Annotated in this window: 12 protein-coding genes; all 12 read left to right on the top strand. The window is 54.6% G+C overall.

The features are described from left to right. The first annotated feature begins 20 nt into the window (after window positions 1-20). The 12 genes from ABD949_RS28750 (at window position 21) to ABD949_RS28695 (ending at window position 19,958) form a co-directional block, all read left to right on the top strand. Window positions 21-1,730, top strand: a complete 1,710-nt coding sequence (locus ABD949_RS28750) for a sodium:solute symporter family protein (RefSeq protein ID WP_345249657.1) — start codon at window positions 21-23, stop codon at window positions 1,728-1,730. Continuing rightward, on the top strand, window positions 1,699-2,517 hold the full coding sequence (locus tag ABD949_RS28745) for a phytanoyl-CoA dioxygenase family protein (RefSeq protein WP_345249655.1): 819 nt from the start codon (window positions 1,699-1,701) through the stop codon (window positions 2,515-2,517). Before ABD949_RS28750 ends, ABD949_RS28745 begins: the two co-directional genes overlap by 32 nt. A gap of 88 nt (window positions 2,518-2,605) precedes the next feature. Then, on the top strand, window positions 2,606-3,433 hold the full coding sequence (locus ABD949_RS28740) for an alpha/beta hydrolase (protein ID WP_345249653.1): 828 nt from the start codon (window positions 2,606-2,608) through the stop codon (window positions 3,431-3,433). Between the two features lie 461 nt (window positions 3,434-3,894). Continuing rightward, a complete protein-coding gene (locus ABD949_RS28735; RefSeq protein WP_345249652.1) occupies window positions 3,895-4,137 on the top strand; it encodes a hypothetical protein in 243 nt (80 codons plus the stop codon). 132 nt (window positions 4,138-4,269) lie between these two features. Then, window positions 4,270-4,497 carry a hypothetical protein gene (locus tag ABD949_RS28730; RefSeq protein WP_345249650.1) on the top strand — a complete coding sequence of 76 codons (228 nt, stop codon included), beginning with the start codon at window positions 4,270-4,272 and terminating at the stop codon, window positions 4,495-4,497. A gap of 141 nt (window positions 4,498-4,638) precedes the next feature. Next, window positions 4,639-4,866 carry a hypothetical protein gene (locus ABD949_RS28725; protein WP_345249649.1) on the top strand — a complete coding sequence of 76 codons (228 nt, stop codon included), beginning with the start codon at window positions 4,639-4,641 and terminating at the stop codon, window positions 4,864-4,866. Between the two features lie 211 nt (window positions 4,867-5,077). Then, a complete protein-coding gene (locus tag ABD949_RS28720; RefSeq protein ID WP_345249647.1) occupies window positions 5,078-9,676 on the top strand; it encodes a glycoside hydrolase family 9 protein in 4,599 nt (1,532 codons plus the stop codon). A 134-nt stretch (window positions 9,677-9,810) separates the two neighbouring features. Continuing rightward, window positions 9,811-12,162: a DUF7133 domain-containing protein gene (locus ABD949_RS28715; RefSeq protein WP_345249645.1), complete on the top strand. Its 2,352-nt coding sequence runs from the start codon at window positions 9,811-9,813 to the stop codon at window positions 12,160-12,162. 221 nt (window positions 12,163-12,383) lie between these two features. Next, a complete protein-coding gene (locus tag ABD949_RS28710) occupies window positions 12,384-13,643 on the top strand; it encodes an MFS transporter (protein ID WP_345249643.1) in 1,260 nt (419 codons plus the stop codon). 77 nt (window positions 13,644-13,720) lie between these two features. Further along, entirely contained in the window at window positions 13,721-15,217 is a 1,497-nt protein-coding gene (locus ABD949_RS28705; protein ID WP_345249641.1) for an L-fucose/L-arabinose isomerase family protein, read from the top strand. Between the two features lie 66 nt (window positions 15,218-15,283). Next, the gene (locus tag ABD949_RS28700; RefSeq protein WP_345249639.1) at window positions 15,284-18,487 is read left to right on the top strand and encodes a SusC/RagA family TonB-linked outer membrane protein; all 3,204 of its coding nucleotides are present in this window, start codon (window positions 15,284-15,286) and stop codon (window positions 18,485-18,487) included. Between the two features lie 34 nt (window positions 18,488-18,521). Continuing rightward, window positions 18,522-19,958, top strand: a complete 1,437-nt coding sequence (locus tag ABD949_RS28695) for a RagB/SusD family nutrient uptake outer membrane protein (RefSeq protein ID WP_345249637.1) — start codon at window positions 18,522-18,524, stop codon at window positions 19,956-19,958. Window positions 19,959-19,972: the final 14 nt, after the last annotated feature.

The following is a 19,972-nucleotide window of genomic DNA, read 5'->3' as shown; positions in this document are numbered from 1 at the left end:
TTCAACTGTCCCCAATCCCAATGAATAGTCTTGATTTATCGGTTCTGGTAGTGTACTTCCTGATGATGCTGGTCATTGGCGTCCTCTTCAACCGGTCCGGTACCGACACCCGCAGCTTCTTTGCGGCCGGAGGGGAGGTACCCTGGTGGATCAGCGGCCTTTCGCTGTACATGAGCTTTTTTTCGGCCGGAGTTTTTGTGGTGTGGGGCTCCATCGCTTACCAGCAGGGCCTGGTAGCCATCGCCATTCAGTGGACCATGTGCATCGCGGGGTTTGTCGTGGCCTTCTGGATTGCCCCCCGCTGGAAGCGGGCCAATATCCTGACGGCCGCGGAGTACATTGGCGAACGCTTCGGTACGCCCCTGCAGCAGGTGTACATCTACCTCTTCATGATTATCGGCATTATTGTGGCCGGCGCGGTACTTTATCCGGTGGCCCGTATGCTCGAGGTAGCTACGGACCTGTCCCTCTTCTGGTCTATCCTCCTGCTGGGCGGTATCATCATCCTCTACACCGCTCTGGGCGGTCTTTGGGCCGTACTGGTTACCGACGTGCTGCAGTTTGTGATATTGACCGCCACGGTGGTACTCACCGTCCCCCTTTCGCTGATGGAAGTAGGCGGCCTTTCGGGGTTTCTGGATAAGCTGCCCGACACCCACCGCTCGCTGACCAGCAGCGAGTACACGCCCCTGTTCATGGTATCATTCATTCTGGTCCATATCTTCAAAATAGGGGGTGATTGGACTTACATCCAGCGGTTCACCAGCGTCCGGAACGAAGCGGCCGCCCGACGGACCGGTTTGCTCTTTGGCGGACTTTATATCCTGAGCCCGGTCTTCTGGATGATACCGCCCATGGCGTATTTTATCCTCAATGGTACCCTGGACAAGCAGGGGGCCGAAACGGCCTACATTCAGATGTGCCAGCGCGTACTCCCTGTGGGTATGCTGGGTATGATGCTGGCCGCCATGGTATCCGCTACCGCCAGTAGTGCCAATACCATCCTCAACATGTGCGCGGCCGTGTTTACCAACGACCTGTACCGGAAGCTCATCCGGCCCGACAGCTCCGACCGGAGCCTCATGCGCATCGCCCGTTTATCTACCGTTGGCTTTGGTATTCTGATGATTGTGATTGCCGATAGCGTACCCCGCATTGGCGGGGTAGTGGCGCTGGTGTTTTCCATCAATGCGCTTACTTACGTACCGCTCCTGGCTCCACCCGTCTGGGCGCTTTTTTCCTCCCGTCTCGACCGACGGGGCATGTACCTCTCCATCGGCGGTGGACTGCTGGTAAATCTGTTCTTCAAGTTTGTGACACCATCCTGGATGGGCCTGAGCCTGAACCGGACCGAAGAAACGGTAATAGGGCTAATCGTTACACCGCTGATCCTTATTGCCTACGAATGGATCAAGTACAAAAGTAGCACCTTCGAAGGGACCTGGTGCCCCGCTGCCACTCCCCTGTCCTCTTTAGAACCTGAGACCAGGGGTAGTAGTATGACGACCAATAGCTACGGCATACGGGTAGTGGCCTGGACCTTTATGTGCACGGGACTAGGCTTTACGATCCTCAGTATACTTACCACCGCTCACCATTGGTATGTTGCCTTTCTTGGGGCAGGAATTCTGCTACTGGGAGCAGCCATTCTACGATTCAATCTGAAACAACATAAACAACACCAAACCTCAGAAAACTATGAATCAAGCAAGTCAGCTCCGGTCAACTGAATTAAGTCCGGAGCAAATCCAGTTTTACCGGGATAACGGGTACCTTATCCTGCGCAACCGTTTTTCTCCCGACGAAGTACAAGCCTGGCAGCAGGAAGCCGACCAGCTTTTACACGCGGATTTTATCGCCGAGAACAACCTGCGTACCCCCATGCATCAGATGCCCGACGGACAAAAGGTGGTAGAGCGCGTGGACCCGGTGATTGACGTGTCGGTCCGGTTCAAAGCCCTGCTCTTCGATGACCGGATTCTGGAACCCCTCCGCTCTATATTTGGCGAGGAGCCGGTGCTGTTTAAGGATAAACTAATCTTCAAGGTACCCCGTATGCGGGGCTACGAGATGCACCAGGACTTTGCCTGGTGGCAACCACAGGCGGGGGAGGATACCTTTGAGGCCATTCATCCGGACAAAATCCTGTCGGTGATGCTGGCGATAGACCCGGCTACCCGGGAAAATGGTGCCCTTGAACTCTACCCTGGTTACCACCGCGAACTGCTTACACCGGTAGGCCAACTACGCAACATGCAGGAAGCGGAAATCGCCCGAATGGATCTATCCGGTCAAGTCGTGGCTACCACCGAGCCTGGTGACATTATTGTATTCCACTCCCTGACTCCCCACAGCAGTGAACCCAACCGATCACAGGTGAGCCGTAGGCAGCTCTACATGACGTACAATGCCTTATCGTGCGGAGATGCCTACGCGGGCCAGCAGGCCCACTACCGGGGGTATGTAAAAAAGCGAATGGAACAGGAAGAACAGACGGCTGAAATTTATTTTCAATAGCGAATTAACGGGAGGGCAGGAACGAACGGCGACCCCTTCTTTCTTTGCCTTCTAGGTCCAAAATCGATTCACCTAAAAAACTTTTCTAATGAAAAAGGTGGCCGCTCTTTTCCTTTTTCTCATCGCAGGTACGATTCCCTGGGTTTGTGCGCAGGAAGAGTCACTCAGGCTGGAATACAAACGGGTTAGTTCCGTACAACTCTTCCTGCGGGTCTATTATCCTCCCGACCTGGACACTACCCGATCGTATCCGGTTATCATCTTTTTCTTTGGGGGTGGCTGGTATAAGGGAAGCTACCGGCAGTTTCTGCCCCATGCGGCTTACTTCGCCGGCAGGGGTATAGTCAGCGTACTGGCCGATTACCGGGTCGACTCCCTTCACCACACCAGTCCCTTTGACGCGGTGCGCGATGCCAAGTCAGCCATTCGTTTTCTCAGGCAGCAGGCCGACCGGCTCCACATAGACCCCCAGCGGATTGTAGCGGCAGGAGGATCTGCGGGGGGCCACTTAGCCGCTGCGGCCGGGAATATTATTGGCCTGGAAGAAGCCAATGAAGACCTTTCGGTTTCTTCCAGACCGAATGCCCTGGTCTTGTTCAACCCGGTCTTTGACAATGGTCCCGGAGGTTATGGATATAAACAATTTGGCAACAGGTACCCGGAAATTTCCCCCCTGCATAACATCAGGCCGGGGGCACCACCCACCATTGTTTTTTTAGGTACCAGGGATGCACTGGTTCCGGTGGCAACGGCGCAGTTGTATCAGCAAAAAATGAAGGAAGCCGGCAGCCGGTGCGACCTCCATCTCTACGAAGGCCAGGAACATGGCTTCTTTAACCACCAGAATTCCAGGTACTACAGCGAAACCGTTCAGCAGGCGGATCAATTCTTAACGTCGCTGGGGTACCTGAGATAAGATCAGTCGGCGTGACCTCCACACCTTCTACAACCGGTGTAGATTTTTTTTCCCACCTGTAATCAATACGCCAAAACTTCTTTTTTACTAGTGCCCGTCTCTCCGGCGTATACGCAAACCGGTTGACGCTCCGGCAACAAAAAAGCCGGCACTCCGGCCGGCTTCTTATACCCACTGTTAAGCTTTTTGTCTTTATATCATTCGGTAGCGGATTAAGTTCTATCTTACTTATCCAATGAATAAACAAAATGCGTGCCAGACTAGTTTAGTAACCCACCTTTTCAGAAGCAGATTTCAATTTCCTCCCGGCAGTTCTTGCCCACCGGAGATAACCGTTTCCTCGATTCCCTGGGCTTATATGAAAAGTTAGCACTGATTTTGCAAGGGGTTCGATAACCAGTTACCCTATGTGAAGGCGCAACGACCTGATCCAGCCTGATGGTTATAGCAGTTTCAACCTTATGACAACGCTCAAACGATATATACGCCCCGTACTGATGGTCCTGTTTGCCATCAGCCTGCTTTTTGTGCAGAAATTAACCTTCTCCGGCCAGGCCGCCTATAAGGTATTCATTGACAACCTGGGGCTGAGTACCATTAATATCACGGTACTGCTACCGATGCTGGCAACGGCCTGTCTGCTGCTGCTGTTCATCTTGCCCGACGAGGAGTCTAAGCCCGCCAGTCAGGTGGAAAATCCTTAACTAACCTGGTTCTTTCCTGCTGTTGGTCCTATACTGGTTACCCCTGCCCGTGCAGGTGGTCTGCTATAGTCACACGGTTACCAAATGATCAACAGCACCGACTAATTTCTTACTAACCTGTTCCTATGCGCTATGGAAGCCATTGCCCAACCTACCGTCGTTCGCGTTCTGTGTGGCATTAATCCCTCCGACGATACCTATTACCGGCTTACTTTTTATGATACCGGCACTGTCCGGATCGAACGTCCTTATAGTTTGTGTGATACCCACCAGCCTGTCGAAACCATTGAGGAAGCTGCGGAACGGCATAAGTGGCTGGTCTGGGATATAGAAGAACACCAGACTGAACAGTGGGTATAGGTCCTCTCCCTGACAGCGGAATCAAAGCGCCCAAAAGAAAAGGCTACCGGTGATAACGTATCGTTGGTAAAGTAGATAAGTAATCGGCCGGCATTAAACGTTCGGCCAGAAAACAGGTCTAACCACTAAACGATCTGCACCATGGAAGCCTTAACTCAATCAACCGTCGTTCGCATCCTCTGCGGCATTAGTTCAGAAGATAATACTTATCACCGCCTGACTTTTTTCGACTCCGGAGCGGTGCGTATTGAGCGTCCCTATTGCCTGCTGGACTCACACCGGGAAGTGCAACCGCTCGAAGACACCGCCCGGCGATACAAATGGCTGGTGTGGGATCTGGAAGAACACCAGACCGAGCAGTGGGTGTGAGCCAATTGTAAGGTCATTGCGGCCATTTTCTGCTGATTGCGGCTCTTCTCATATGCACTTTCGTTCAGCTCAACGACTGTTTATACCGGTTCGTCCTTAGCTGACCTGTTCCCCGAGCCCCTCCGCCCTAAGTTTGCCGGTGCTTTTATGCCCTGAAAAAGCACTTGTGTAAACGTAAACGACCCGTTCAGGGCGCGGGACTATCCTTTTAATGAAAAAACAACTGTTATGGTTACTGGTCTGGCTACTGACCACGTATCCCAGTCTATCCTCACCACCCACCACAACCGGCTTCATCCGCGTCGATCAGTTCGGTTACCTGCAGAACGCCCGCAAAGTGGCGGTCATCATTAATCCGCAGGTCGGCTCCAATGCCAATCAGCCCTTCAACGCCAGCACGGGGCCCAACCAGTACCAGGTACGCCGGTGGTCCGACGATACCGTAGTCTTTAGCGGCACCATCCAGGCCTGGAACAACGGCGCCACGCAAACGTCGTCCGGCGATAAGGGCTGGTGGTTTGACTTTTCGCCCGTCAACACGCCCGGCTCGTATTACATCTTCGATGTGGGGAACAATGTAGGTTCCTATCGCTTCGAGATTGGCGACAATGTGTACAATGAGGTGCTAAAGGCCGCCGTCCGCACGTATTTCTACCAGCGTATTAACTTCGCCAAGCAACCGCCTTATACCGACGCCAAATGGGCAGACGGTGCTACGCACGAAGGGCCGGGGCAGGACCGTGAAGCTACCAGTCGCTACGCCAAAGGCGACATGAGTACCGCCCGCGACCTGCATGGTGGCTGGATGGATGCCGGCGATATGAACAAGTACGTAACCTTTGCAGAGGAACCGGTGGTGTTGCTGCTGGAATCGTATCGATTGAACCCGTCGGTATTCGGGGACAACGTCAACATTCCCGAATCAGGCAATGGTATTCCGGATATTCTGGATGAAGTGAAGTGGGAGCTTGACTTCATGCGCCGGATGCAGGACGCTACCGGTACGGGCGGGCTGTTCCTGAAGGTCGGTGTAGACAACTACAACGAAACCAATCCACCCAGCGCCGACACGCGGCCACGCTACTACCTGCCTGAATGTACCTCCTCGACCCTGTCAGGGGCGGCTATGTTTGCGGCAGCCGGCGCTGTTTACCGAAACATCCCGGCCCTGCATGCCTTCGCACAGGACATGATCGTCCGCGCCGAACGCGCCTTTGCCAGAGCGAAAGTAACAACCAACGACTTTACGACCTTTCAGACCAGTTGCGACGACGGCGACATTAAGTCGGGTGATGCCGACAAGCCGGCCGACATACAGCGGCAATCGGCCATGGTGGCGGCTATCTACCTGTTCGAGGCTACCGGCAAAGCTGAATACAAAACGTTTATTGATTCACGGTACCAGTCGATTCAGCCGATTGCTAACGAGTGGTGGGGACCGTATACCATGCACGTTCACACGGCCCTACTGCGCTATGCCGCACATCCGGCCGCTACGCCTTCGGTAGCCACGCACATCCGGAGTCTGAAAAGTCAGCAGAACAGTGTATTGTCCATCAACGACTACAACGCCCGCACCGACCTGTACCGCGCCCACATGGCTGATCCGCAGTACCACTGGGGTAGCAATCAGGTACGTGGCAATGCGGGGGTGGCTAACCTGGACTTTGTTGATTTCAGCGTAAATACCGGCAGCAAGGCCTTGTACCGGGAAGTGGCTGAGCAGTATCTACACTGGTTTCACGGTGTAAACGCCCAGGGAAAAGTGATGCTGTCGAACATGTACGCTTACGGGGCTGATGACTCGCAGAACGAGATCTACCACACCTGGTTCGCCGACGGCACCGCCTGGGATAACGCGCTGACCTCATCCAAAGGCCCGGCCCCCGGCTACCTGACGGGCGGTCCCAACAACATGGACCAGTACGACGGCACGCAAGGCTACATCCGCAATGAACCATTACAAAAACGGTACAAAGACTGGAATACGGGCTACCCGGAGAATTCCTGGATTTTTACCGAAGTGGCTATTTACAACCAGGCTCCTTATATCAGTCTGCTGAGTCGCCTGATGACGCCCACCTCCGACCCCACCGATACCGAAGCGCCGACCGCCCCAACTAACCTGGTAGCGTCTGATCTGTCGCCGTATTCGGTCAGGCTGTCGTGGACGGGATCGGTCGATAACCGGGCCGTAACGGCGTATGAGATTTATCAGGACGGCACCAAAATCGCCGAATCGACACAAACGTTTTTCAACGTTACGACGCTTTCGCCCAGCAACACTTATATATTCACGGTGAAGGCCATCGACTTCTCGGCCAATCGGTCGAATCCGAGCAATGCGGTGACCGTCAACACACCTGCGCCCAGCGCCAACGATTATATTATCTACGGCGATGCGCTGAAGAGCACATTCTCCAACTGGTCGTGGAACAGCACCCAGGATTTTGCCAATACCGACCCGGTAAAAGTTGGACAGAGGTCGCTGAAGGTAAACGTAACTGCAGCCTGGGGGGCCCTGAGCCTGCGTAACAGTGAGGTGCTGAACACGGCCAATTATCCCGGCGGGTTACAGTTCTGGTTCTACGGTTCCGACAAACCCGTACGCGTGACCATGAGCCAGATCGACACCGGGCCGACGGAGGTGTTTTATCGCATCAGCGCTGAGCCCAATACCTGGACGCTCGTGCGGATTCCGTGGAGCGAATGGGGTAATCCGGTGCAGCTACAGCGGATCTCTTTTGCCGATGGCTCGGGCGGCCCGCAGAGTTTCATCATCGACGATGTGCGGCTGATTGCCGGAGAGGCAGTCTCCGACAATCAGCCACCGACGGCTCCGGCTAACCTGTCTGCCAATGCCGTAACCAGTACCAGCCTGCGCCTGACCTGGACGGCATCCACCGATAACGTGGGTGTCACAGCCTACGAAGTATATCAGGGGACAACGCTGCTGAATGGAAATGTTACCAGTACGTCGTTCGATGTGACGGGCTTACGTTGCAATACCGGTTATAGCTTCACGGTGCGGGCAAAAGATGCCGCGGGTAACCTTTCTACGGGCAGCGAGGAGTTGAGCGTAACAACCTCCGCCTGCGCCGATAGCCAGGCACCAACCGTGCCAGCCAACCTGGTAGCCGGCAACGTAACCGCTGCAGGTCTGACACTAACGTGGACGGCATCCACCGACAACGTGGGCGTCAGTGCGTATGAAGTATACCAGAACGGCACCCTGCTGAACGGCAACGTTACCGGCACCTCGCTGAACGTAGGCAATCTTGTGTGCGGAACGGTCTATACGTTTACGGTACTCGCCAAAGACGCGGCCGGAAACAAGTCGGTCCAAAGCCCATCGGTCAGTGTAACAACACCCGCCTGTCCGCCTTCTGGCAGTGAGGTTATTTATGGGGAAGCACTCAGTTCCAACTGGCAGGAATGGTCATGGTCGCTGCAGACTAATTACGCGAATACCAGTCCGGTTAAAGTGGGCACCTATTCTGCATCACTGGCTTATACCGACGGCTGGGGGGGCTGGTCCATCATCCGGAACAGTTATTTTATGCCCTCTCCGCAGACTACCTTGCGTTTTTGGATCTACGCGACCACCAATAAGACAATTGGGGTAACCACGTATGCTGAGAATGAAAGCCTGCCGGGTGCGACGTTTTCGTTCGTGCCTGCATCAAACGGCTGGCAGGAAGTGGTAATCACTATGCCGCAGTTAGGCAATCCCGCCCGAATCAAACGGCTGGTTATTCAGTCGCATGCATCGGGTACCAACCAGATCTATCTCGACAACGTTCGCCTGGAACCTTCCTTTCCAGTGGTTGCCAGCAACGTAACCACCACCGGCCTGCGGCTGAGTTGGGCCGCCCCTACCGGCATGACGGCTTCAGCGTACGAAGTCTACCGGGACGGTACCCTACTGAACAGTAACGTCACAGCCACCGTGTACGACGTTACTGGTCTGACCTGCGGCACAGCATATACCTTCGCGGTAGTTGCGAAGGAAGCCACCGGAGGATCACAGGTATCCAGCGCACCGGTAAGTGCCACGACTACCTTCTGCCCCGGATCGTCGACAGTTGAGCTGATTTATGACGAAGCACTGAACACCGGCTGGCAGGAATGGTCCTGGTCGCTCAAGACCAACTACGCCACTACCAGTCCAGTCAAAGTGGGCACCTATTCTGCATCACTGGCTTATACCGACGGCTGGGGGGGCTGGTCCATCTTCCGAAACACGCACCTGATCCCGACTGCGCAGACAACGATCCGGTTCTGGATGTATGCCACGACGAATAAACAGATTGGGGTAACCACCTACGCCGAGAACGACAGTCAGGCAAGTCAGACGTACAGCTTCAAACCGAAGCCGAACGGTTGGCAGGAAGTGGTGATCACTATGCCGCAATTGGGTAATCCAGCCCGCATCAAGCGCCTGGTTGTTCAGTCGCAAACGTCGGGGGCAAACCAGATTTATCTGGATAATGTCCGTATTGAGACACCCAACAGTGCGGTCCGGCTCGCGGCCTCCTCGGCCGAGGTACCAGCCGAAAGCCGGATAACCATGAGCCCCAACCCTACAAACGGACCGGTGCGGGTGCAGGTGCTGACAAGCGACACGCAGCCGGGTACGCTCACGGTGCTGGACCCGTTGGGTAGGTCCGTCTACAGCCAGCCCGTACCGGTACGGGCTGGCCTGAACGAGTACACGCCCGACCTGAGCCACCTGCCGCCGGGTTTGTACCTGGTACAGTGGCAAACGGCTGCCAAACGAATGGTGCAGCGGCTGCTCATAGCCAGATAGAAACAGGATTTACCCTACTCAGCCCGGTTGCTAACAACCGGGCTGATTTTATTTAGAGCTCAACCGGTAAATTCCAAAGCCAGAAGGCTTTATCCGTTAACTATTCTATTCCTTTTTCAAGTCTGAACGCTCCTATGAAAAATACACTCTGGCTCGCCGGCATGCTGGCGGTTTCGGGGCTGGTCGTTACCTGTACCGTTTCAAAAACCAACAGCCCGCAGACTGCTCAGTCGGTCTCTCCCTCCGGAGACGACCTCGGCCCAAAGCCAGTAGTCAATCCTGTTGCCAACCCTGCCCACTTAACGCCAGAACAAAGCCTGAAAGCATTCCGGGTACCGAAAGGCTACCATATGGAGCTGGTTGCCAGTGAACCGATGGTGCGCGAACCGGTGGCGATTGCCTGGGACGGCAACGCCCGTATGTACGTGGCCGAAATGGATACCTACATGCAGGATGCCGACGCTACCGGCGAGCATGAGCCGGTGAGCCGCATCGTGCGGCTGGAAGACACCAACGGCGACGGCAAGATGGATAAGAGCTCGGTATTCATTGACAAACTACTGCTGCCCCGCATGATCCTCTGCGTCGGCAATGAAGTGCTCGTCAACGAAACCCACACCTACGACCTGTGGAGCTACACCGATACCAACGGCGATGGCGTAGCAGATACCAAAAAGCGCATTTACCAGGTCCCCCGAAAAGCGCCCGGCAACCTGGAGCATCAACGCAGCGGGCTCGACTGGAACATCGACAACTGGCTGTATGTCACCGTCGATCCGGTGCGGTTCCGCTACACCAAAGGGACTATTCAGGTCGACTCACTCCATAGTGGTTCCAACGGGCAGTGGGGGCTGACGCACGACAATTACGGTCGGCTCTTCTTCAGTCGGGGTGGTGGCGAAAATGCCGGTTCTGGTTTTCAGATCAATCCAAAATATGGCTCCCTCGAATTTGCCGATGCCTACGATGAAGAAACATTCGCTCCCGTATGGTCCATCATCGCCAACCCCGACGTGCAGGGTGGCCCCCGGCGCCTTCGCCCCGACAGTACGCTGAATCACTTCACGGCCGGCTGCGGGCAATCCATCTACCGGGGCGATAAACTACCGGCCGATCTGGTCGGCGATTACCTGATCTGCGAACCAGTGGCCCGCATTGTCCGGCGGGCGAACGTCGTGAACAAGCAAGGCAAAACACACCTCGAAAACGTATACCACCAGCAGGAGTTCATTGCCTCCACCGACTTCAATTTCCGGCCGGTCAATACCTATACCGGTCCGGATGGCAACCTGTACATCGTGGATATGAACCGGGGCATCATTCAGGAATCGCAATGGACGCCAAAAGGAAGCTGGATTCGTCCGCAGATTGAGCGGCTGGGCCTGGACAAGCACGTTCAGCACGGTCGCATCTGGCGGCTGGTGCAGGATGGCGTGAAGCCCAGCCCCAAACCGAACATGCTGAACGAGTCGGCCCGTCAGTTGATTGCGCACCTGGACCATCCGAACGGCTGGTGGCGCGATAACGCCCAGCGGCAACTGATTGTGCTGGGCGACCCGTCGGTAGTGCCTTCGCTGAAGCAACTAGTTGCTGGTGAGCAGGCCGCTCTGGCCAAAAAACCCAGTGCCCTCGGCCGCCTTCATGCGCTGTGGACGCTGGAGGGTTTGGAGGCTATTGACCCGGCCACGATCGCCCTTGCGCTAAAGGATGAGGATGCGCAGGTGAGACGGGCCGCCATCTGGATCAGCGAGCCGTATCTGAAGAAAAATGATGAAGCGATGATCACGCAGGTTGCCTCCCTGCTGAATGACCCGAGCTTAGACGTACGGGTACAGTTGCTGGAATCCCTGAACACCAGCCCCTCGGCTAAAGCCCAGGTGGTAAGTAGCGAACTGCTGGCGAAAAACGCCGACAATCCGATGCTGATGGCCGTGAAAGGCAGTTTGCAAAGGAATGAAGACTACAAACGGTACGGCAGTAAACTGGGCGGGCTGCTTGCCGTTGACCGCACTTCCGTCCTGAAAGGCGCTGAGATTTTCAAATCCCTTTGCTCCTCCTGCCACGGCACCGATGGCAAAGGACTGGCCAGCCAGGTGGCTCCGCCCATTGCCGGTTCGAAGCACCTGGCCGACAGAGATATGCTGCTGAAAATTCTGCTGCATGGCCTTTCCGGACCGATTGAAGGCAAAAACTACCCGACCGTGATGCCGGCTATGGCCGACAACACCGACGAGTGGATTGCTTCCGTCGCCAACTACATCCGGTTTGAATTTGGTACCCCGCCCCCACCGGCTCAGAACCGCCCTGCCCAGGCAACAGGCAGCGCGACCGGCTCCGCACCAATCCGGCCTCCCGTGACGGCTACGGGTGTGTACCGCCGGATTCTGCCCATCATTAAACCGGAAGAAGTAACCAAACTCCGTCAGGAAACTGCCAGCCGGACAAATCCCTGGACGCTGGCCGAACTGGAGCAGGCAAAGCCTTGATCCGGTTTTCACCAAACAAGCTGGTTTTCGGACTTAATGATGGCTTACTACTCACCTGTTGCACGTCCTGCGTACGGATGGAAACAGCCGCTATAACCTACCCCAGGCTAAGCAGCCCGACCGCGACATTCTGCAATTAAACAAAATAAAAGTACCATACCTGTTGACTTTCTATTTCAGAGGTTTTAGCTTTGCTCACGTTAACTTAGTGCGTTAAGCTAATGAAAAGTTCCTCTACCCGCTGGTTTATTGTTTCGTTGCTGTTTGTGGCCACCGGGCTGAGCTTCCTGGACCGGCAGGTGCTGTCGATTGCCATCATAAAGATACAGAAGGAGTTCTCCATCACGGATGTTCAGTACGGCATGATCAATACGAGCTTCCTGATCAGCTACGCGCTCATGTTTACCCTGGGTGGGCGGCTTATTGACAAAATCGGGGGAAAAACCGGCCTGGCTCTTTCGGTAGGTCTATGGTCGATTGCGAACTGTTTGCATGGGTTCATGACTACGGTTGGACAGCTGCTTGCTTTTCGCTTCCTGCTGGGTATGGGCGAAGGCGGATGTTTTCCCGGAGCCGCCAAAACCGTCTATGACTGGTTTGACAAAAAAGAGCGGGCGCTGGCCAACGGCATCGCCATTGGGGGTTCGGCCATTGGAGCCGTTATTGCCCCTCCTCTGACGATCTGGATCGCCGAATTGTACGGCTGGCGGGGCGGGTTTATTCTGCCGGGCCTGATTGGCATCGGCTGGGTGGTCGTATGGCTATTGATTCCCTGGCAGCAAAAAACAAAAGCGGTACAGCCTGAGCGGGCAGAGGAGCCCTCCGTAGCTAAGGAAAGCATTCCATTTACTAACCTTCTGAAAAACAGACCCGTTTGGGTGCTGATTCTGATTCGTTTTCTGCTCGATCCCGTTTTTTACTTCCTCATGTTCTGGATTCCTAAATACCTCAGTGAGGTTCGGAATGTCTCCTTCGAACGAATCGGTGGTCTTTTCTGGATACCGTTTCTGGCGCTGGGCATTGCCAACATCATCGGGGGCTGGCTTTCCGATAAACTGATCAAACATAACTTTTCCATCAACAAAGCCCGGAAGACCATTATGGGTGTAGCGGCTGCCCTAACGCTGGTGGCACCCATGATTGAATGGGTTGCTTCGGTAGAAGTCGCTATCGCCCTGATGTCAGTGTTTATGTTTGCCCACGGCTTCTGGATTACCAATTATATTACCTCGATTTCCGATATGTTCGGGGAGCGGGCTACCTCTACAGTGGTTGGGCTGAGCGGCACAGCCGGAGCGGTTTCGGGCCTGCTGCTGAATCCACTTATGGGCCTTATTATCCAGAACTACACCTATCGTCCGCTCTGGATTGCGTCCGGTCTGTTGTACCCACTGGCGTTTATCGTCTTTATCCTTTTCATACCGAAAATAAAGCCGTTGTATGATTCCGTGTTCAACGCGGCCGAGCCCGTTAACGTGTAAGAACAGGTCCGGTTAGCGAACAAAAATTTTTTGGCAAAATAACTTAGTGCGTTAAGTAGAAGAAACTAACGAATAAAATGGAAAATACGACAAGCCTGCTCGTCACTCCGGAGGAGAACTCATTGTCAGTCAGACACCGCAAACGCACCCGACCCAGAATTGGGGTTTTCGGCGTAGGGTATTTCAAATACTGGGGGCAGTTCGAGGGTCTCCTGGATCAGTTGCTCCGGAAGCAGGAGGTTTTTATCGAAAAGATCAACGCCGGTAGTGATGTGGAGATCATTGACTTCGGACTGGTTGACGACGCCACCAAAGCCTACGAACTGGTGCCGAAACTGAAGGCGGCCAACCTCGACCTAATCTTCTGTGACATGCTCACCTATGCCACATCGAGTACCTTCGGTATCATCATCAAAAGCATTGATACGCCGATTGTGCTGGTGGCCCTGCAACCCGATAAGGCGCTGGACTACGGTAATGCCTCTACCTACCTCCAACTCTACAACGATGACATCTGTGCCCTGCCTGAATTTGCCGGGGTAGCTGTCCGAATGGGCAAGAAGATCCCGGAAATGATTATCGGTACCCTGCACGACGATCCGGCCGCCGAAGCTGAAATTCAGGAATACTGCCGGATCGCCACCGTGCTGCACGATCTCAAAACAGCCCGGATCGGCCACATCGGCCACCCGATCGAGTCTATGCTCGATATGCATTCGGACTCCACCATGCTGACCGCCCATTTCAGTCCGCACATTGTGCAATGCGAAGCTCATGAAATTGTGACTAAGTTCCGGACCGCCACCGACGAGGAGATCGAACCGGTGAAAGAGCGCATTCTGGATTTTTTCGACACGCCCGACCCGGTATCGGACCCTATTTCCGAAAAACTCAAAGAGGCCGATCTGCAAATTGCCGCCCAGGTAACCGTGGCACTGGAAAAATTTGTCCGGGAGAAAAACCTGGATGCTCTTGCCTATTACTACGATGGTGAAGACGGGAGTGATACCCGGATTGTGATGTCGAACCTGATCGTGGGCAACTCCCTGCTTACCGGCGCGGGCTTTCCGATGTGTGGCGAGTCGGACCTGAAGACCTGTATTGCAATGCTCATTATGGAAAGGCTGGGCATTGGCGGCAGCTTTGCCGAGTTCCACCCGGTCGATTTCAAAGAGGATTTTGTGCTGGTCGGGCACGATGGCCCCCATAACATCGCCATTGCCGAAGGTCGGCCGGTCCTGCGCAGCCTGAAGAAATACCACGGCAAACCCGGCTTTGGCGCCGGGGTCGAGTTCCAGATCAAGGAAGGACCCATCACCATGCTGAGCATCAGCTCGACGTTTGACGGGAAGTTCAAATTCGTGATTGCCGAAGGAGAATCCATCAAAGGGCCTATCCCGCCAACCGGCAATACCAACACGCGGGGCTTCTTTAAACCGGATGTCCGGACCTTTTTGAAGCGATGGATGAAAGAAGGCCCTACTCACCATTTCGCGCTGGGCATCGGTCATCATGCCGCCACGATCCAGAAAATTGCCAATTACCTCAATATCGAGTCGGTCGTCATCAACTGAGTCATATGTTCCTAAAGTCTTTTCCCACCCAACTACCATTGCCTCTACAATCTAAACCTGTTTACCATGATACACTTTTTAAAGCCTCGTCTCACACTGGCCTTTATGTGCTTTGTGCTGAGCCTGATTGCTTCAGTTTATGAAGGCAGGGCTCAGTCGACCGGAAAGCGGCTTATTCAGGGTAAGGTTACCGATGCCGAAAGTAACGCGCCCCTGATTGGCGCTACCGTTGCTGAGAAAGGGACCACCAATGGCACGGCTACCGATGCCAATGGGTCGTTTCAGTTGAATGTCTCTCCCGGTGCCACCGTCGTTGTCAGCTTCATCGGTTACACCTTACAGGAGTTTCCGGTCGATAACCGCAGTACCGTAAACGTGGCGTTGAAGCCCGATATGCAGCAACTCAACGATGTGGTGGTGGTCGGCTACGGTACCCAGCGTAAAAAAGATGTGACCGGCTCTATCGTCAACCTGACTCCCAAGGATCTGGTGCCGGTACCATCGGCTTCCAGCTTCGATCAGATGATGCAGGGTAAAGTAGCCGGCGTGCAGATTACGCAGAACTCAGGCGCACCGGGCGGCAACGTGAATGTGCTGGTGCGAGGGGTTAACTCCATTACCGGGGGCAACCAGCCGTTATACGTCATTGACGGCTACGCCATCGGGACCGGCGGAGGGGGGTCTGACCTCAGCTCCTTCGCGGCCAACTCGTACTCAACCAGTGGGATTGCCAGCAGCAGCGGTGTCAACCGGATTAACCCGCTGAGTACCATTAACCCGGCTGATATTGAATCCATTCAGGTCTTGAAAGATGCGTCGGCTACCGCCATTTATGGGTCCAGAGGAGCCAACGGGGTCATCATCATCACGACCAAGCGGGGAAAGCAGGGCCGCTCGCAGATTAACTTCGAGCACTCGACCGGCGTGCAGGAGTTAGTTAAAAAGATTGAATTGTTAACGCCCCGACAGTATGCCGAATTCGTCGCCGAAGGCCGGGACAATGCCTGGGTATTCTCAGGCGGCAAAGCCACCGACCCGAACGAAGCACGGGCGGCCAATAACCGCGTCAAACCGGCCTTCCGCAATCCGGAGCAGTTCGCCAACGAAGGCTACGGTACCGACTGGCAGGACCTTATTTTTAGAAAAGCCCTGGTACATAACTACCAGTTATCGGCAACGGGTAGTAAAAATGACCTCAACTACTTTGTATCGGGTGGTTTTCTGGATCAGGACGGCATTATCATCGGCTCGACGTTCAAAAAATTCAATTTACGGACCAACCTGGACGTTTACCTGACCCCTAAACTGAAGCTGGGTACCTCCTTCGCCGGCACCCATTCCTACGGTGATTTTGCCAGAGCCGAAGGGCACCTGCAGCACCGGGGGTTAATCTCGGCCGCGCTGGCCAGCGATCCGACCATTCCGGTATACGATGCCACCGGCAACTACTATTCTGAGTTCTCTGACCCTACGGGTATCCCGGTCGAGCATCCGCTCCTGATCGCCAGTGAATTTTCGGATAAGCGAAAGAACAATAACGTCTTTTCCAACACCTATCTGGAATACGAGATCGCCAGTGGCCTGGTCCTGAAATCGTCGGTGGGTGTCAACTATTCCAATAACATTACGCGGCTGTGGAAATCGTCCAAAGTAGGTCTCGCTACCAGCCGGACCGGTGCCGCTACCGCCGGTGTTACGGAGTTGAACAGCCTGAACTGGCTGAATGAGAATACGCTGAATTACCGCCGGTTGATCAACGAGAAACACAGCTTCGATGCCATCGTTGGGTTCACCGCGCAGAAGAACAACGACAATATTCTGCAGGCGGGGGCGTCTGATTTCCCCACCGACGATGTACCGTTCCTGGCCGCCGGTAGCATTACCTCCGGTACCAACTTCGAAAGTGAGTGGTCAATGCTCTCCTGGCTGGGGCGACTCAACTATTCCTATGCCGACAAGTACCTGCTGACGGCTACTGTCCGGCGCGACGGAAGTTCCCGGTTCGGGGCCAGGAATAAGTGGGGTACGTTCCCGTCGCTGTCGGCCGCCTACCGGCTATCGGACGAGGACTTTATGAAAGCCATTCCGGCGATCAGCGAACTGAAAATCCGGGCCAGCATCGGAACCTCCGGCAACAACCTGATCGGCAATTACGCCAGTTTGGGTCTGCTCAGCATTGCCCGTACCGTTAGCAGCGGACAGGTCATTGCCGGCATCACCCCTACCAGCCTGGCCAACGACGAGCTCACCTGGGAGCGATCGATACAGACCAACCTCGGATTAGACTTGTCGCTTTTCCAGAACCGCCTGACGCTGACCGCCGATGTCTACCGCAGCCATAAAAAAGACCTGCTGCTCACGGTAGCCTTACCGGCGGCCTCCGGCTTCTCCAATTCACTTCAGAACATCGGCGAACTCGAAAACAAAGGGCTGGAACTGACGCTGAATTCGCAGAACATCGCCAAAGGCGGCTTTACGTGGAGTACAGACATGAACTTCAGCATGAATCGCAATAAGGTACTGGCCCTCAACACAGAAAATGCCCGGATCAATACCTCCGAGTATCAGGTAGCCCAGGTGGGTTATCCGATTTCCAGCTTCCGGCTGCTCAAGATTCAGGGTGTCTTCCAGAATGCCGAAGAAGTTAAATCCAGCCCGCTCCAACACCCCCGAGTCCAGCCGGGCGACTACCGGTTCCTGGACGCCGACGGCAACAAGGTCATCACCCAGGCCGACCGGACCATCGTGGGCAACCCCTGGCCTAAATTTACCTTGGGTATGGGCAACCGCTTTGCGTATAAAAGTTTGTCCCTCAGCGTAGACGTCTACGGCTCACATGGCAATGATATGTATTTTCAGGGTGGAGAGGTATCGATCAACGGAGCCGGTGTACAAAACCAGTTGGCTGCCCTGGCCGACCGCTGGCGTTCCGAGAGCAGTCCCGGCGCCGGGATCTACTCCCGTTCCATCCGCAACGACTACGCCTTCGGCTTCAGCGCGGGTACCTCCAAATACCTGTTCGATGGGTCGTTTGTGCGCATCCGCAATGTCAATCTGGGTTACGCTTTCCCGAAAACGATTGCCGAAAAGCTGAAGCTACAGGCCCTGTCGCTCTACGCCAACATCACCAATTTGTACACCTTCACGAAGTACCCCGGCTATGATCCGGAAGGAGGTACCGGCGGTGACAACATCGGCCGGACGGGTATCGACTTTTTCGCCTATCCCAATCCGCGTACCTATACCGTTGGGGTCCGGGTGGCGCTTTAATCAGTCCTAAACAGTTAAAACATCGATAAATGCTATGAAGAAGATGCTAATAGCAGCCACCCTCCTGATGGTGGGCCTGTCTTCATGCCGTGATTTCCTTGAATTATACCCGCAGCACCAGATCAGCACCGGAAGCTTTTTCAAGAACCAGAATGATTTTGAGAAAGCACTGGTCGGTATCTACAGCAATATTCGGGGCCTGTACAGCAACAGCGCCGTACAGTATGTCGCCGAGTTGAATACCGATAACGCCGAGATCCAGTGGTCGTCGCCGACAACGGACGAGATGCAGCTTGATCAGAACGGCCTGACCTCCACCAATGGTATCGTCAGCGGGATGTGGAGTACCTGTTTGTCCACCATTTCCAAAAGCAACACCCTGCTGAACCGCATCGACAAGGTGGAGTTCGACCAGGCCACCAAAGACAAGATCATTGGAGAAACCAAATTCCTGCGGGCGTTGAGCTATTTCTACCTGGTTCGTCTGTTCGGCAACGTACCCATCACCGATCAGGAGTTTACCAGCCCTGGCCAGATTGCGGCTAGCGACTTATCCTTAAAGCCGAAGGAGGAGGTCTATAAAATAATTATCGCGGATTTGCAGAGTGCCGAATCACTCCTTCCGGCGGCCCTGAATACCGATAAAACGCGAGCGTCGCGCAGTACGGTGAAAGCACTGCTGGGTAAAGTGTACCTGACCCTTCAACAGTACCAGCCGGCCGCGGATAAGTTGAAGGAGGTGATTGACGCCAATCGGTATTCGCTGGCTCCCGCTTACAAAACCCTCTTCTCGTCGGGCAATAACAACCTGGCCGAGTCGATGCTGGAAATTCAGTACACCACGAACCGCAACCTGGGCAACAACTACTCCGCAGTCTTTACGCCCGCCATCACCAGCATGGCTATTTTTCCCAACAACCTGCAGGGTTCCGGCCGGATTGTTCCTACGCTCAATCTGATAAACACGTACGAAGCTGGGGACGACCGTAAAACGGTATCGGTCAGTGACTCCGTCCGGCTGATCAACGGCCGAAAGAGTTACTCCCGCTACGGTCTGAAGTTTGTCGACTTCAACGCCATTGCCCTTTCGGACGGGGGCGTAACGTTTACTGTGCTGCGTTACGCGGATGTGCTGCTGATGTACGCCGAAGCCCTGAACGAACTGGGTAAAACCGCCGAAGCGCTGCCTTATTTAAATCAGGTCCGGAAGCGGGCAAAACTGCCGGAGTTAGCCAATCTCAGCCAGCAGCAGTTCCGGACAGCTATGGAAAAAGAACGGCAACTGGAGTTCTTTCTGGAGGGACACCGCTGGTTTGATCTGGTCCGGACGGGCCGGGCCAGGGAAGTACTGAATGCTCACTACGCCAGTCAAAAGTTAAACTTTTCGGTAGAAGACTTTGAACTGCTGTTCCCGATTCCGCAGAATGAGGTAGACCTGAATTCAACTGTCAAACAAAACCCAGGGTACTAACCAGACCCCACAGT

This window comes from Nibrella saemangeumensis (genome assembly GCF_039541915.1).
Lineage (GTDB): Bacteria > Bacteroidota > Bacteroidia > Cytophagales > Spirosomataceae > Nibrella > Nibrella saemangeumensis.
Note: the sequence above shows the minus strand (reverse complement) of the source record. Positions and strands in the feature narration are given on the sequence as shown.